Source organism: Acinetobacter chinensis (assembly GCF_002165375.2).
GTDB classification, from domain to species: Bacteria; Pseudomonadota; Gammaproteobacteria; order Pseudomonadales; family Moraxellaceae; genus Acinetobacter; species Acinetobacter chinensis.
In genome coordinates, this window is record NZ_CP032133.1 from 33,025 (window position 1) to 49,721 (window position 16,697).

Genomic DNA, 16,697 nt, shown 5'->3' on the forward strand with positions numbered 1-16,697 from the left:
TATAAGTGATATTCCGCTCTAGTTAAGCCACCTTGTTTTGTTGGGGTAGCTGATCATAGTAAAACTCATTTGGTGTCATTTTGTCTAGACTCGAATGAGGTCGTTTCAAATTATAAAACTCAAAATATGCACTTAATTGCTTTTTCGCATCTGTGACACTGCTATAAGCTTTGAGATACACCTCTTCATATTTAACGCTCCGCCATAATCGTTCAACCATCACATTATCTACCCATCGACCTTTACCATCCATACTGATTTGAATGCCATTTGATTTCAATACATCAATAAATGCATCACTGGTAAACTGGCTGCCTTGGTCTGTATTAAATATTTCAGGTCGACCATATTTTTCAATCGCTTCATTTAAAGCCGAAATACAAAAATCCACCTCCATACTAATCGATACCCTATGCGCAAGTACCTTGCGGCTATGCCAATCAATCACAGCACATAAATAAACAAAGCCTTTTGCCATAGGGATATACGTTATATCCGTAGACCACACTTGATTACTGCGCTGAATAGCCAACCCTTTGAGCAGATATGGATATTTACGGTGAGCTTGATTAGCCTGGCTTAAATTTGGTTTGCAATATAACGCCTGAATACCCATTTTCTTCATTAAAGTACGTGTATGACGTCGTCCTATATGATGTCCTTGACGATTCAACAAATCACGCATCATACGACTGCCTGCAAAAGGATATTGCATATGTAATTCATCAATACATCGCATCAGCTTCAGATCTGATGCACTCACAGGTTTTGGGCGATAGTAATAACAACCACGGGAGACTTTCAGCAGCTTAGCTTGCTTAGATACTGAAATCTGAAGTGAGTCGTCGATTAACTTTTGTGGTTGAAGCGGCCCAGTTTCTTCAACACACCTTCTAAAAAATCAATTTCTAATGCCTGCTCACCGATTTTTGCATGTAGTTTTTTTAGATCGATGGGTGGTTCTGTTGGAGCTTTTGATTGATCGAAAGCTTGCGAGGAAGCTGAGATCAATTGATTTTTCCAGTCAATAATTTGGTTTTGATGAACATCAAACTCAGCACTCAATTCAGCAAGTGTTTTTTCTGCTTTAATCGCAGCAAGTGCTACCTTAGCTTTAAAATCATTTGAATGATTTCTTCTTGGTCTACGTGCCATAAAATACTCCATATATTGATGTTTATAACATCATTTGAGGAGCAGAATATCACTTATAGGAGTTGTTCAAATTTACGGATCCATCTCTAAACAATGGCTTATTTTTGTTCAAAAGTCATATTTTACCTCGGAGAAACCGGACATTTTTATTGGTGAGAATATAGACACTTTAAATGGGTTCTAACACTCTCTGTTATTCCTAAGTAGAAATGTCCTACCTAATAACCAAATAGAAATGTCCTATACAGACACTTCCAAGTCAAGCACAGGATTCAGATTTCGTTCTTTGATTACTGTTTTCTGTGCACGTCTGCTCGGCATCTTTTGAGAACGATTGCGTTTGTTTTGCTGTTCTAATTCTTCGTGCTGTTGTTGAATATGATTGAGAACAGCACCTAAACGTTTATTCTCAACAACCTCTCGCTGGTTGAGCTGACTTAATTTATCGAAGATGCTGTAATTGATTTTTCTTCCTTGATGTTCAATGGCTACCGTGCCATCCGGGTATTCCAGAAACTCAAGATACTTGCCGATCAACCTTTTATTTTCTTCGGTATTTTCCAGTAAATATACGCATTTATCATAAGTAATCGTCAGGCTGTTCGTGACTCTGCGGGGTTCACGCCAGGTAAAAACATCATCTAATTCTTCGGCTGTTTCAGTGACAGTCCGGTGTAGATCCTTGGGATTAAAGGCCATATTGGCAAATTTACGATTAAATTGCTCGATAAAGCAGGGCAGCCAGGCATTCGCTTGCTCAATCGAATAGATGCCTTCCAGGCGCATTTCTTTAATCAGACGGTCCTGAAGCGTTCTATTCGCCCGTTCTACACGGCCTTTGGCTTGTGGTGAATTGGCGAAGATGATATCGATATTGAGGGTACTGAGTACGCGTCCAAACTGGGTAATCTTGGTGTCTTTCTTGCTGCTTTGATTCACCCTGAAGACTGAATGTTTATCACTGTAAAACGCCAACGGCTTACCATGCTGCTCAACATACAAACGTGTTGAAATCATATAGTCAAATGCTGATTCCGACTCACAGAAACGTAAATGCTGTAATTTTCCTGTGGCATCATCGATAAATACCAGCAGACAGCACTTAGCAGCGCGTCCTTCAAACCAGTCATGGTGTGAGCCATCGATTTGAATCAGTTCACCATAACAATCTCGGTTATAACGAGGCTGATACGGGCGTTTCAGGCGCTTGGCGCGAGGAATCCACAGATCGGCTGCAATCATCCAGGAACGCAGTGTTTCCACTGAAATATCGAATCCATGAACAGTGGTGAGCTTTTCATGCGCTAAAGTGGGTCCGAAACCATGCAGTTGATCCGAAACAATATTGAGGCACTTGAGTCTGAGCTCTTCAGGAAGCCTGGAATTGCTGATTTGGCCACGTGCAGCATGTGCTAATGCAGCTGGGCCTTGAGCTTTGTATTTTTGCAATAAACGTCTGATCTGACGTTCTGAAATATGAAGTAGCTGAGCAGCTTGGGACTGGGTTATGCGTTGATCACAGATTTCTTGCAAGACCGACAATCGTTTAAGTTCTTTATCCGACATAGACACCAACATATCAAACCGTCCGCTAAGAAAATTGCAAAAGTGCATATTCTAAAAGCGGACATTTTTACTTTGGAGAAACCGGACATTTCTACTTGGGGCTTACACTCTCGTTTCGTATAACAGCCATTATGTTAAATGAATGATAATTGACATTTTGTTCATTAATACTGATATGCAACGAATTTTATTATATGTCACCCCTCAATTACAAATATAAATGACTGCTCGTCTAATCATCTCCATTACACAATTAAATGTTAAAATGCATAGCTACTTCATCTAAGATAAAATATATGTATCCAAATCTACAGCACAGCTTCGAAAACAGCGTCATTCTCGTTGTAGAAGATGATTATGATATTGGTGACATTCTTGAAAAATACATAAAAAATGAAAACATGCAGGTCATCCGTGCATTGGATGGACAACAAGCTTTAGAGTGCCTAAAAGCCAACTCTATCGACCTGATTCTCCTTGATATTAAATTACCCAAACTAAATGGCTGGGAAATTCTACAAATCATCCGTCAAACAAGTCATTTACCTGTCATTATGCTGACTGCCTTAGATGATCAAGTGAATAAGATCATGGGGCTAAAAATGGGTGCTGATGACTTTATTATTAAGCCATTTAACCCAAACGAAGTGATTGCACGAATACAAGCCGTACTTAGACGAAGTACAAGCCAAAATATGGAAATAACTAATATTATTCGTTATAGAAATATTGAAATTAATCCAGATCATCATCAAGTTTACATTTCAAATGGTCAAAGAAATCAGTTGCTCAACCTTACGTTAACTGAGTATAAGATACTGTTTTTGATGGCAAAAACACCGAATAAAGTCTTTACACGTAATGAATTGATCCAAAACTGTATGCCTGAAAGTGATGCTTTAGATCGCACTGTAGATAGCCATATCAGCAAATTACGCAAAAAACTTGAAGAAAATGATGTAAATGGCTTATTAATCAATGTCCGTGGCGTGGGGTATCGCTTAGATCAAAATCATGAAATTTAACTTTTTTAAAAATTCTGTTGGAATTAACTTCCAGTTTATTATCATGATGAGCCTATTCAATTTAGGCATTACGCTGTTATCTTTCATGATTGGCTATTTTGTTTATAGCTGGGCGATAAAAATAGGTTTTCTAAATACACAAGTTATTAATTCAAATGAATTTTCAGTTACCTCCGTTGACTTTATCTGGCTGTTTTTAGTGCTATTAACAGGCTTTTTTCTTTCTACTATCCTCGCCTTTAAATATGGAAAACGCTATACACAGCCAATTAGTGATTTAGCAGATGTTATTCAACAAATTCAACAAGGCAATTTAGCACTCAGAATTAAACAGCCACATCATGATATTCCACATGAAATCAAGTCTCTTATTGAGAACTTCAATGAAATGGCAAACCAACTTGAAGTATCAGTTAAGAATTCAACTGTTTGGAATGCTGCAATTGCACATGAATTACGAACACCTGTGACAATATTACAAGGTCGCTTGCAAGGTATTGTCGATGGTATATTTATTGCCGATAAAGCTTTACACCTAAGCTTATTGAACCAAGTCGAAGGCTTATCTTACCTTGTGGAAGATTTACGGACACTGACACTTATTGAAAATAAACAATTACGATTAGAACTAGAAAAGACCAATTTAAAAAATAGTATTGAAAAATGTCTGCAGATGTTTAATGAACGGTTTCATGTTAAAGGTTTAACTATTGTTTTAAATTTGACGGATAAATTGGTTTGCGTTGATATAAGAAGGATGGAACAGGTCTTTATTGCATTGTTCTCTAACTTTCTAAGATATTCGAATGCTGGAAAAATAAATATTACATCTGTAACCACAGCAGAACATTGGGTATTGACGTTTGAAGATGAAGGTCCTGGTATTGATGAATCGCATCTTAAACACCTGTTCAAACCCTTCTATCGACTGGAAGACTCTAGATCATGTCTAGATGGCGGTACTGGATTAGGCTTGGCAGTGATTGATGCAATTATTGAAGCACACCAAGGTCATATTTATTATTCTAAATCCAAAAACTTAGGTGGCAGCTGTTTTACTATTCAACTAAATCGTAAGACATCAACTCATTTATAATGTGTTAAGTTCAGATTAATACGGCTTAATTTAAACCATAAATTTAAGATAAATTGATGTCTGAACTTAACCATTCTGTTTGATGATCCTCAAATAAATTTCATCACAATGAATTCTCATCTCGATATTTAGCTAGCATAAAAAATACCACAATGGAGAGTATCCCGATGATAATCCCTGCTGTTAATAATAAATTAACATGAGCTGAACTGAAGGCAATTTTACCTGCGTTAATCAATGCTGTACCTTGTTCAACGGGTAACTGGCTCGCCACTAAATAGGTATCACCAATCGAAAGTCTGGCTTTTTCTGCTAAAACAGCAGTTAAATCTGACGGCACTTGAAGATGACTGCCAAATATATAGGCCATGAAAACACCAAATAAAGTAATACCTAGTCCTGTACCCAGTTCATAACCTGTACTTTCAAGTGAACCTGCCGCACCGCCCTTTTCTGCAGGTACTGAGCCCATGATCGCAATGGATGAAGCTGTTAAACCAATACTCAGTGTTAATCCAATCGAAGCTAAAATAAAGGGAACGATGATTCCCGGATGATGAAAATCTGAATAACTCAAACTGACCAACGCAATTGCTGCCAATATTAATGACATGGTCGCAACCAGACGGAGTCCAAATTTATTGGATAAAAAACCAGCAATAGGCCCGCCAATAGCGGCCGCAACCATAATCGGAACCATAAAAAGACCGGCTTGCAGCGGTGTTAAACGAATGACATATTGCAGCTCCATTGCCAAAGTTAACTCAACCCCTGCCAAAGCGCCTGCAGCAACCATTGCCATAATAATGCCGGCTAAAATAGCAGGACGTGAAAATAGCGAAAGATCTAGCATCGGCTGAGGAGAATTCAGCTGTTTGCGTACAAATATGGTTAATAAGCCGATAGATAAAACGACCAAAGGCAAGACAATCAACAACGACTGTTTACCGCCTAAGCCTGCTTTTAGTGCATATACAAACGAAATCAAACCGACAATCAGCAATAGCGCTTGACCAAATGCCCAATGTCCAGGGGTTATAGCTTCTTTTCGGGACAATAAGAAATAGCACATTGGTGCGACAACCAGCATGATTGGGACGTTAATCAGGAAAACTGAACCCCACCAGAAATATTCTAACAATCCCCCACCAATGAGCGGTCCAATGGCGGCACCGGCTGATCCGATTGTGCCCCAAATACCCAGCGCAATGGCACGTTCGCGACTGTCTTCGAAGGTTCTGCGAATAATACCCAATACACAGGGCATAATCATGGCACCGCCTAATGCTAATAAAGCACGTGCGGCAATCAGCATAGAAGCCGTTTGGGAAAATGCCGCAAGGACTGAGGCAATTCCAAATATAACCAAGCCAATCAGCAGAATCTTACGATTGCCGACACGATCAGCCAAAGTTCCCATCGGAACTAAAAGTCCAGCCATAAGTAATGGATAAATATCAATAATCCATAAGACTTGGTTACTTGTGGCACTCAGCGATTGGGTTAATGAGGGAACCGCAACATGCAGTACAGTCATATCAATCACAATCGGCAGAAATGCAAGCACGACAGCGAGCAATATCCACCAGCGTTTCGGATCAAGATTGGTAGCTTTCATGATTAAACCTATATTGATGGTTTATTAAATCAATTCTGAAATAAAGATGTAAATGAAAGATTTGTTGTGGGCTAAACTCGTTAACCCACAGCTTTTATTCTCAGTTTTGATGCTTAATGTGCCGCTTTACGTTTCGAGAATTTCTCAACCATGCTCATGACGACAATAAAGAAAATCGGTACAAAAATAACAGCTAGAATTGTTGCGCTGATCATGCCGCCAAAGACGCCTGTACCAATCGCTTTTTGAGTTTCAGAACTAGCGCCACTGGCAATGACTAAAGGAATAACGCCACAGGTAAATGCCAAAGATGTCATTAGGATTGGACGTAAGCGCAATTTAGCGGCTGCAACGGTTGCCTCCACTAAACCCATTCCTTCTTCTCTTAGTGCTTTTGCAAACTCAACAATCAAAATAGCATTCTTTGCAGATAGACCAATAATCGTGATCATGCCGACCTTAAAGAAAATATCATTTGGCATACCACGTAACATTACTGCTAAAAAGGCGCCAATCAACCCTAGAGGGACAACTAGCATCACAGAGAATGGAATTGACCAGCTTTCATAAAGCGCTGCCAAGACAAGGAAAACGACTAACATCGACAACAGTAATAAAAACAAGGTTTGTGATTCCGACTGTTTTTCTTCTAGAGAAATCCCAGTCCACTCATAACCCACACCTTTCGGAAGTTGTTCAATCAAATTTTCCATCTCAGTCATGGCTTGTCCTGAAGATATACCTGCTGCTGGACTGCCAGAAATACTCAATGATGGACGACCGTTGTAACGATTGTATTGTTGTGGGGAATGTTGCCAAATTGGAGTAATTATTTCAGACATTGAAACCAATTTACCGCTTTGACTGTTCACCTTAATCTGAAGAATATCTTCAATACTCATGCGTGATTTGGCATCAAGTTGCACAATGACTTGCTGCATACGGTCATGATTTGGAAAATCATTGATATACATCGAACCCATTGAGGTTGAAATAATATCGGTCACATCACTGAAATTAACACCTAATGCCTGCAATTTATCTCTATCAATTTTAAGCTGTACAGAACTGCCATCTGGCAAACCTTCAGGATAGACCTCCGCCACGATTTTACTTTGTGCTGCTAATGCTAAAAGCTGATCTTGTGCTTCTCTTAAAGCAGGCATGCCAATATTGCCACGATCTAATAATCTCAGTGAAAAACCAGATGAGTTACCCAATTCATCAATTGCTGGTGGTAACACAGACATGGTTTGACCTTCTGAACTTTCAGCCATCGCTATATTGGCATTATTCACGACTTCTTGTGCCGTAATAGTACGCTCTTCGAATGGCAATAGATTGGTAAAATACATCGCTGTATTCTGACCAGATCCACTAAAACCAAAACCTAAGACCGCCATATTGTCTTTAATCCCCGTTTCTTGGTCTAAATAATTTTGAAACTCAGCAACGACTTTACGGGTACGTTCTTGAGTTGCATCCGCAGGAAGTTGAATCGAAGTCATAAACCACCCCTGATCTTCTTCTGGCATAAACGCAGTCGGAACGTGTTTAAAACTAAAAATCAGCACAATGACAATGCCTAAGAAACATAACATTGCGAGGGTTTTATGTTTAATTACTTTAAATAAACTGCGTTCATAGCGATTGTTCAGCTTCTCAAAACTGCGATCAAACGATGCAAAAACACCCTTTTTCTGATGGTCTTGATCAATCGGTTTTAACATCGTTGCACATAACGCAGGGGTTAATGTCAGTGCAAGGAAAGCTGAGAATAAAATTGAAACCGACATGGTAATGGTGAACTGACGATAGATAATCCCCACTGAGCCTGACGCCAATGCCATCGGCAAGAATACAGCGGCTAACACTAAGGTGATGCCAATAATCGGATTGGTAATTTCCTTCATGGCTTTAGATGTGGCTTCAACTGGAGATAAGCCTTCTGTCGCCATAATGCGTTCAACATTCTCAATGACCACAATCGCATCATCGACAATAATCCCGATCGCAAGCACCATACCGAACATGGTCAGCACATTAATCGAAAAACCAGCAAGCAGCATGACTGAGAATGTGCCAAGCAATGCAATCGGTGCAACAATCGCCGGAATTAAGGTGTATCGAACATTGTGTAAAAAGATAAACATGACAATAAAAACTAATGCCATAGCTTCAAGCAATGTCATGATTACTTTTTCAATCGAGATTTTTACAAAAGGTGCAGTGTCGTAAGGTATAGAGAATTTCATACCATCAGGCAGTGCTGAACCTAACTGTTCAATTTTCGCTTTAACACCTTCTGCAGTCTTGACAGCGTTGGCACCAGGACTCATTTGTATCGCCACAGCTGTAGAGGCTTTGCCATTTTCTAAAATCGCAAAGTTATACATCTGTGCCCCGATTTCGACACGAGCGACATCCGACAGTCGAACATTGGCGCCATTTTGTTGAGCACGTAAACTAATTTTCTTGAATTGCTCTACAGTTTCTAATTGACCTTGAGCAGTTAAAGGAATAGTAATTTGTTGCCCCGTCAAAGCAGGAACATCACCAATACGACCTGGTGATATCGGCAAGTTTTGGTTTTGGATGGCTGTATTCACATCTTGAATACTCAATCCATAAGAAACCAAACGATCTGGATCGACCCAAATCCGCATGGCTTTTTCAGCACCAAAATTTTGGACTTTACCAACACCGTCAACCCGCTTTAATTCTTCAATCACATAGCGAGTCATATAGTCACTGACATCAATTTCACTATATTTGCCATTCGGTGAACTTAAGCCCACCATCATTAAAAAACCAGACGACGCAGCATCGACCATCAGCCCTTGTTGTCGCACTGTTTGAGGTAAGCGTGACTCAATGGCTTTAATTTTGTTTTGCACATCAATTTGTGCAAGTTCTACATCTGTACCTGGTTTAAATGTTGCGGTGATTGTTGCTGTTCCAGAACTATCTGAACTTGAACTGTAATAAAGTAAGTTTTTGACACCTGACATTTCCCGCTCAATCAAGGTCACAACACTATCATTCAATGTTTTTGGCGTAGCACCTGGATAGATTGCCGTAATACTAATCTGTGGTGGCGCAACACTTGGGAATCGTGCAATAGGTAACTTGGGGATGCTTAGTACACCCAACAGAATAATAAATAAAGCAATCACCCATGCAAAAATAGGACGCCTAATGAAAAATTGGGACATTATTGCTGTCCTCCATTTTCCTTAATATTTGTAGGTTGCCACTGCTTAATTTTTAATTTTTGCTCAGGCTGTATACGATCAGCCCCTTCAACAATGACTTTCTCACCTGCTTGTAACCCTTGTTTGATCACATAGTTATTTTGATAACGTTGACCAAGCTGAACAGGCTTGCTTTGCGCTAAACCTTTTTGATTAACAATCGTAACATTGGCTTTACCACTAATATCATGTTGAATCGCTTGTTCTGGAACTAGGAGCGCATTTTCAACTTGAGCTCGGCTCATATTGACTCGAACATACATGCCTGGCAAAAGTTTTTGATTTTCATTATTGGCTAAAATACGGATTGTGACATCACCCGTATCAGGATCAACTTTAGTATCCGAAAATAGGATTTCACCTGTAACGTTATAAGGTTTACCCTGACTATTTAGGATTTCAACCGTATGTTTGGTATTTGACACGTCACCTTGCTGTAAAGCTTCCTGTAGTTTTTCATAATCACTAATTGATTGCTTTACATCAACATAGACTTTATTAATCTGTTGTATTACGGCCATTGCATTAGTATCACCTTGACCAACTAATGCACCCTCAGTCACTAAGATTTCACCAATCGTTCCCGAGATAGGGGCTGTAACAGTCGCATATTTAAGATTAAGTTGTTGTCTGCTTAACATGGCTTGCATTTGCGCCACATCGGCTTTTGCTTTTTGATAATCTGCTTCGGTATTGTTGTATTCCTGCTGACTAACCGCATTTACTTTTACTAATTCAGTGTAGCGTTTTAACAGCACCTGCAAACGTGTCACCTCAGCTTGTGCACGGTTTAAAGTGGCTTGATTGCTTTTTACATCTGCCTGAAATATTTCAGAATTCAATTTAAAAAGCGGTTGACCTGCTTGCACATAAGAGCCTTGCTTAAAAAGTACTTTATCAACAATTCCACCTACTTGCGGGCGAATTTCAGCAATACGGTAAGCGACAACACGGCCTGGAAGATTTTCAATTAAATTCATGGAATGCGGTAATACCGTGATGGTACTGACAACCGCTGGTGGCATTTCTGTTGGGGACTGTTCAGCATCTTTGGCTTGTGTACAGCCGATTAAAAGTACAGTTGTAATAAGTATTGAACCTATTAAATGATAATGTGTTGACATGCTTTTTCAGAGGGGGGGTTTTAGATACTACTATTTTGAAATAGCAGTGTTTATGAATTGCTGATGTTGTGTGGAGATTGTGTGGAGATTGTGTGGAGAGATTAAAAGATTTATTTTTTAATGACACGCTTAAACAGCGTGGCTTGTAAATTAGTATAAATAATTTTGTTGTTCTACAATTTTGATCGTATCTTAGTTTTTTCTCATAGTTCATGAACTTTAAAATTCTAAACCAAGACTAATATTTATATAAGCAATTGAAAATACAATACATAGTTTCTTTATACACTTATGAAGTGAACTTTAGGTGAACATAAGTTAAATAGAAATTTTTAATTAGTTCAGCACAAACGTACAATCTTTAAGGCCTATAACTCGATACCGTTCTCTCTTTGATGTTTATTGCTATCTAATTGAGTGAACTCTGTGGAAATATTTCTTTATACATTAAGCGTTATGTATAGCCCAGGCCCTGTAAATTTTATGGGGCTAAATTCTGGCCTTACAGGTCAATTAAAAAAGACTATAGGATTTTACCTAGGCATTGGTTTCGCCATGTTGATCTTATTCGTATTGTTTGGCTATATAGGTGAAGCTGTTATTCCACATGGATTGATTCATTATATTGCTTTAGCGGGTGCAATTTATACATTCTACTTGGCTATAAAAATGATTAGGGCGAATGTAGAAACAACTCAACAGCAAGAAAGCCATCTAACATTCTTAAATGGCTTATTTATTCAGTTATTAAATCCAAAAGCCATTCTCGTCATTCTACCTGTTACGACAATTATGTACCCTGCAGCCAAAATCACAGGAATCATGATCTTGATAGTTTCTTTACTGATTTCACTTGGTGCTGTTGGCGCACCATTCACCTATGCTCTGGTTGGAAAAGTATTAGGCAACAAAATTGCTAATCCTATCTGGTTTAATCGGCTAAATAAGCTGATGGGTATACTCTTGATTTTATCAGGGCTTTTTATGTTCAAAGATTTTCTTAATGGAATAAATCTGCTGTAGGACAAATTAGCCGTTCAAATCGAACGGCTATCTTTTAATATTTATCATTTTCCATTGAGTGGGAGTTAAACCAAATGTTTTTATAAAATGTCTGGTCATATGACTCTGATCAAAAAAGCCTGCATTTAAAGCAGCATTAACAATAGACTCCCCTTGAGCAAGGTAGAACTTAACTGTTTCTAAGCGACGCATGATCATATAACGGTGTGGGCTAGTTCCAAATAATAATCGGAAATCACGAGAAAGGCTCCAGCGGTCACGATCAGCATGTTTCTCTAAATCTGACAAACTTAAGTTTTCATGTGGATACGCCAAAATACACTCACGCGCTCTCTCTGCTGCCTTGTAGTCAAATTTTTTGTTTTGGTTAGATGAAGTATCTGAAATTTCACACAGTGTAGTTGCCAAATCAAATAGAGCATCTTCCTCTTCTAGGGTATCCATATAATTATTTATATTATTTAGAAAGCTATCCATTGCCCTAAACAGGCGAATATCATTACTTAAGCCATGTCTGATAAAAGGCAAAGGTTTACCCTTTAAAATGGTTTGGATCATCGCTGGTTCGATGTAAATCATTCTATAGCGATAGCCATCTAATGTTCCTGATTCACCATCATGCTTTTCATCCGGGTGTAGAACCATAGTCATGCCTGGCAAGCTATGTTGCAATGTACCTTTGTAATGAAAGTTTTGAACTCCGGAAAGAGTCCTGCCAATAGCATAAGTATCATGTCGGTGAGGTTTATAAGCATAATTGGAAAGAAATGCTTCAATTCTTTCTAATTTATGATTTTGAGTGGGGGATCTCACAATCCAATTATTTCCACTGGAGAAATCAGGCATAATTGATGGCCAATTTTTCGTAGATTCTATTGTAGATTATTTTTCACTTTTCCTAAAATTAACATAATACACGTTATACGTAATGCTTGATATTTCTCTTTAAATATCATTATATTAAAGCAAGCCGTTCTGAAATATAGGGCACCAGCAGAGCGGCTTTTTATTGATTATTCATGTTCCACGCTTAAAATTCGAACAGTGTTTCATGATTTTTATAAGTTAAACTAAATTTAGTTGCTAATCCCAATAAGCTATTCACTAACTTGTAAATATCGGTATACCGCCTGACGACTAATCCCAAAAGCTTTCCCTAATGCCATTTTCGATGGATACTTCCCCTCCTTCCATGCTTGTCGTAAAGCTTCAGCTTGGTCAGGCTTTAGTTTATGCACCCGACCTTTGTACTTCCCCTGAGCAGAGGCGAGTTTTATTCCTTCCTTTTGCCGCTCTAAAATGATCTCACGTTCGAACTGTGCAAAAGCACCCATCATTTGAAGCATCAAATTATCCATCGGGGTGGATTCGGCTGTAAAAGTAATATTTTCTTTTACAAACTGGATGGCGATCCCTCGTTTGACCAGTTTATCTACTTCAGTGACCAAATCTTTTAGGCTTCGCGCAAAACGATCCATTGAATGTACAATCACCCTGTCCCCTTCCCGGACATAGTTCAACATTTCCTGAAATTTAGGTCGGTCAGTATTTTTACCTGAAGCACGGTCAACAAAAATCCGGTCGACCTCAATTCCTTCAAGTTGACGTCCAGTGTTTTGCTCGACAGAACTTACCCGGACATACCCTACTTTTTGGCCTTTCACTTTTTCACGCCCCAATTGGATAAAAATGAACAATTTCGTAAATTATAATTCTTTAACACTAAAGTTACATGTTACTTATGATTAAAAATCATTTAAATGATACATAATTTCATGAACTTCCAGATTGTAACTTTAGGGTATACTTTAAAGATACATTAAAGCTTATAAAATACGATAAGTGACTCTTGCCGTCACGTGACACATAAGTTGGCAAAGAACGACACATAAGTTGTCATAGACGACCAAATGAAAAGGCTGCAATTCGCAGCCTTTTTTACTATCAATAATAAATTATATGATTCAAAACCCAATAACGACCGTTGAACGACATGACAGGTGTCATTTAAATTTGGATTTCTAAAATAAAATTAAATGGTGTTCTACAAGAACTTTCGCTAAATGACAGCGCTGAAAGACAATTGATGTGAGATTTTTGGCACATATTTCGAGATTGTTACAAATTTCATTAATTTCACGAAATCAAAAAAATAGAGCCATTAGGCTCTATTTTTTAGTTCATCGCACTTTGCCGGGAAATGCAGCACGGATCTTGAGGAAGAAGTAGTCCGTGTCGCGGTATCCATAGGCCATCCGCTTAATGACTTTGATCCGGTTGTTCATGCCCTCCAGCACGCTGGTGTTCAGCCGGTGGAGGGCACTGGAAACGATACCCTCCATATATGGCTCCAGCTTCTTGGCAAATCGTACCAAAGCATCAATTCCGCTACCGAGGGCCATGCCGGCCCATTCCCGCCAGGCGCTTCTGGCCGTCGTCTCGCTTTCCGCAAACCATAGCGTCTTAAGTTGGTCCTTGAGCACGTACACCGTAGTCAAGAACGCATTGGCGGCCAGGAGTTCGTCCAGCTTGACCGCCTGCTCGGGCTCAAGGTTGTCAGCATTGCGTAACAGTATCCAACGGCTGCTTTTGATCACCTTGCGGGCGACCTTGTCATCTCGCAGTTGATTGGCCTGATCAACTCGCACTCTATCCATCACTTCGCGGCCATACTTAGCCACCACATGGAACAGGTCGTAGACCACCACCGCGTTGGGGCACTGGGCCTTCACTTCAAGATCGAAGGCTGAGTTCATGTCCATGGCCACTGCCTCGATCTGGTTCCGGGCATCGCCTAACCACTCGAAGAACGGCCGGATCGCCTCACGCGAGCGGCCCTCGCCAATCCACACCACTTGCTGGGTGTCGGCACAGGCGACCACCGTGGCGTAGCGATGACCCTTGTGCAAGGCGAATTCGTCCATCATCAGGCGGCGCAATCGACTTCGATCTGGCTCGTGCAAATCACGTTTGAGCCGCTCCATGTCAATAGTCTTGACTGTATGCCAATGCAAGCCCAAAAGATTGGCAACATGACTGACGGGCAGCATCTGTACTAATTTCTCAATCCAGTTGCGCAATGATTGCGTAATACGGGAGCGCGGTGGTAGCCAATCGATCCGCTCTCTGGTTGGACCGCATTGTGGACAACGCAGCCGCCGCACAGGTACATCCAACTCGACGCGATACTGCATAATTGGTGACTCGCGAACTCGGCGCCAATTGATGTCATGTACCAGGAAACAAGGGCAATCGCATCGGCTACAAATTGGCGTATGCTCCTCGTCGTGTGTAAGACGGATCAGCAAAGTCTGTTCATCTAGAAGCCCATGAGACGCTGGCGAAAAGCCCTTCCAGAACAGGCTCCAAACATCAGCGCTAGTCATGATCATGGACCGATTGCGCGCTATCGGTGCCTTGTAGCGCCAAGGCATCATGTTCTTCTTGGCTGAGATGGCGTCTGTTGGGATTGATGCAGGACAGACAAAGCACTGCTGTTGCGAGGATGAGGCAATAAGCGATGATCGGCCAGGTGGTACCAGTCGATAAAAGCGTAATAATGAGTGTCCCGATAATCCCTAACAGTAGTCCACCCAAACAGAAGTAGACTGCTGTAGCGGTCCCAGCGATATGATCGAAACCTCGAAGAGCGGCATTGGGTGCCACCGATACCGCAGTGGCGATACCAACACCCACGAGCCACATCGGGGCGATGAAGCCAAGCACCGAGACCGGTGCCAATGTCTCGCCAACAGCGAGCAACAGCGCTCCCGCCATCAGACACCCCATTCCCACTCGTAAGGTCTTCAGGCTTCCCCACCGGGGAATCAGTCGTCCCATGATTCGCGCTGTAGCCATCATAGCGATGGCCACTGTAGCAAATAGCAAGCTGAAGCTAAGTTGCGATAACCCTTGCCTCCCCATCATTAGCCAGGGGGCGGTCGAGAAAAAGACGAAAAAGCTGCCCATCCCCGCGCTGTAACAGAGCGTGTACAGCCAGAAGTTCAGGTGTTTCACAGGAGTCAATAGCTGCGACCACTGTAGGTCTGCCGTCCGGTGCCGCCGAGTCTCTGGCCAGAGTCGCCAGGCTGCGATAACAGCGCCTATCATTGCCATCCCTAGCAAGCCGAAGATTGCGCGCCATCCGAGCCACGCGTCGACCAGCGCTCCTAGCAGTGGGCCTATCGCAGGAACCATCGCAAGCATAGAGCCGAGCAAGCCATAGATGACGTTGCTTTCCTCACGGCCCGAATAGATGTCGCGTACCGTCGCGAAAGTGGAAACGAGACATGCCGAAGCGCCGCAGGCCTGAAGAACGCGGAAGCTCAGAAAAAGTTCTGGCGATGAAACTACGGTGAGGCCGAATGAAGCCGCAATATAGGCAATCCCGCCACCAAGTAAAACGGGGCGGCGACCCAGCCGATCCGACAGTGGGCCGAAGAGAAGCTGTCCGGCTCCAAGCAAAACCAGGTATGCCGTCAACGTCAGCTGGATCGTCCCTGCACCGGACCCAAGTGCATCCGCCATGAAAGGCACCACGGGCAGGTACATATCCATGCCCAGTGACGCCAGCAAATCGAATGGTGATAACAGCAATAGCGTGGCGGGAAGAGAATACCGCCAAGAAAAATCTTTTGAGCGCACGAAGCCATCTCCTTAAGTTAAGAATTTGGCGGCGCTCTTGCAGAGCAACTAGGTTCTTGAGAACGCCGCAACAACCGAAAACGAAGGTTGCTGCGGCTTACTTGTCTGCTTTCTTGGTAGCGCTCATGTGCGGGTTATCTCATGGATGAGTCCATATCGTAACAATCTTCACGCTAAAGTGCAAAGAACCTA

The 16,697-nt window shown here is 41.2% G+C and carries 12 protein-coding genes; 3 read left to right on the forward strand and 9 right to left on the reverse strand.

The genetic code is table 11. The annotated features are described in order from the left end of the window. Positions 1–22: 22 nt before the first annotated feature. Both CDG60_RS00600 and CDG60_RS00605 read right to left on the reverse strand, forming a co-directional pair. A protein-coding gene (locus CDG60_RS00600) for an IS3-like element ISAba14 family transposase (RefSeq protein ID WP_223155595.1) occupies positions 23–1,155 on the reverse strand; the annotation gives its coding sequence in 2 pieces (ribosomal slippage) (positions 23–903 and positions 903–1,155; 1,134 coding nt in all). A gap of 240 nt (positions 1,156–1,395) precedes the next feature. After that, positions 1,396–2,721 carry an ISNCY family transposase gene (locus tag CDG60_RS00605; RefSeq protein ID WP_079393426.1) on the reverse strand — a complete coding sequence of 442 codons (1,326 nt, stop codon included), beginning with the start codon at positions 2,719–2,721 and terminating at the stop codon, positions 1,396–1,398. A gap of 296 nt (positions 2,722–3,017) precedes the next feature. On the opposite strand from CDG60_RS00605, the gene adeR reads away from it, so the two are divergent. Together adeR and adeS are read left to right on the forward strand one after the other, a co-directional pair. Next, on the forward strand, positions 3,018–3,746 hold the full coding sequence (gene adeR, locus CDG60_RS00615) for an efflux system response regulator transcription factor AdeR (protein ID WP_032073130.1): 729 nt from the start codon (positions 3,018–3,020) through the stop codon (positions 3,744–3,746). Further along, complete coding sequence (gene adeS, locus CDG60_RS00620; protein ID WP_032073131.1) at positions 3,736–4,842, forward strand: two-component sensor histidine kinase AdeS; 1,107 nt, start codon at positions 3,736–3,738, stop codon at positions 4,840–4,842. Before adeR ends, adeS begins: the two co-directional genes overlap by 11 nt. A 103-nt stretch (positions 4,843–4,945) precedes the next feature. On the opposite strand, the gene aadT is transcribed toward adeS, so the two are convergent. The 3 genes from aadT to CDG60_RS00635 all read right to left on the reverse strand — a co-directional run bounded on the left by aadT (position 4,946) and on the right by CDG60_RS00635 (position 10,838). Continuing rightward, positions 4,946–6,460, reverse strand: a complete 1,515-nt coding sequence (aadT, locus tag CDG60_RS00625) for a multidrug efflux MFS transporter AadT (protein ID WP_032073148.1) — start codon at positions 6,458–6,460, stop codon at positions 4,946–4,948. Between the two features lie 113 nt (positions 6,461–6,573). Further along, the gene (locus CDG60_RS00630; RefSeq protein WP_032073149.1) at positions 6,574–9,675 is read right to left on the reverse strand and encodes a multidrug efflux RND transporter permease subunit; all 3,102 of its coding nucleotides are present in this window, start codon (positions 9,673–9,675) and stop codon (positions 6,574–6,576) included. Beyond that, entirely contained in the window at positions 9,675–10,838 is a 1,164-nt protein-coding gene (locus tag CDG60_RS00635; RefSeq protein ID WP_032073150.1) for an efflux RND transporter periplasmic adaptor subunit, read from the reverse strand. Before CDG60_RS00635 ends, CDG60_RS00630 begins: the two co-directional genes overlap by 1 nt. 426 nt (positions 10,839–11,264) lie before the next feature. Between CDG60_RS00635 and CDG60_RS00640 the strand changes: the two genes are divergently transcribed. After that, a complete protein-coding gene (locus CDG60_RS00640; RefSeq protein WP_074163998.1) occupies positions 11,265–11,861 on the forward strand; it encodes a LysE family translocator in 597 nt (198 codons plus the stop codon). A gap of 27 nt (positions 11,862–11,888) precedes the next feature. Here the strand turns inward: CDG60_RS00640 and CDG60_RS00645 are convergent, their stop codons facing one another. The 4 genes from CDG60_RS00645 to cml form a co-directional block, all read right to left on the reverse strand. Further along, positions 11,889–12,707 carry an AraC family transcriptional regulator gene (locus tag CDG60_RS00645; protein WP_032073151.1) on the reverse strand — a complete coding sequence of 273 codons (819 nt, stop codon included), beginning with the start codon at positions 12,705–12,707 and terminating at the stop codon, positions 11,889–11,891. 251 nt (positions 12,708–12,958) lie between these two features. After that, positions 12,959–13,525, reverse strand: coding sequence for a recombinase family protein (locus tag CDG60_RS00650; protein WP_000678311.1), 567 nt, complete (start codon positions 13,523–13,525; stop codon positions 12,959–12,961). Positions 13,526–14,041: 516 nt separating this feature from the next. Then, positions 14,042–15,247: an ISL3 family transposase gene (locus CDG60_RS00655; protein WP_020753573.1), complete on the reverse strand. Its 1,206-nt coding sequence runs from the start codon at positions 15,245–15,247 to the stop codon at positions 14,042–14,044. Beyond that, entirely contained in the window at positions 15,240–16,505 is a 1,266-nt protein-coding gene (cml, locus tag CDG60_RS00660) for a CmlA/FloR family chloramphenicol efflux MFS transporter (protein WP_020753574.1), read from the reverse strand. The genes CDG60_RS00655 and cml overlap by 8 nt, the downstream gene beginning before the upstream one ends. Between the last annotated feature and the right edge of the window lie 192 nt (positions 16,506–16,697).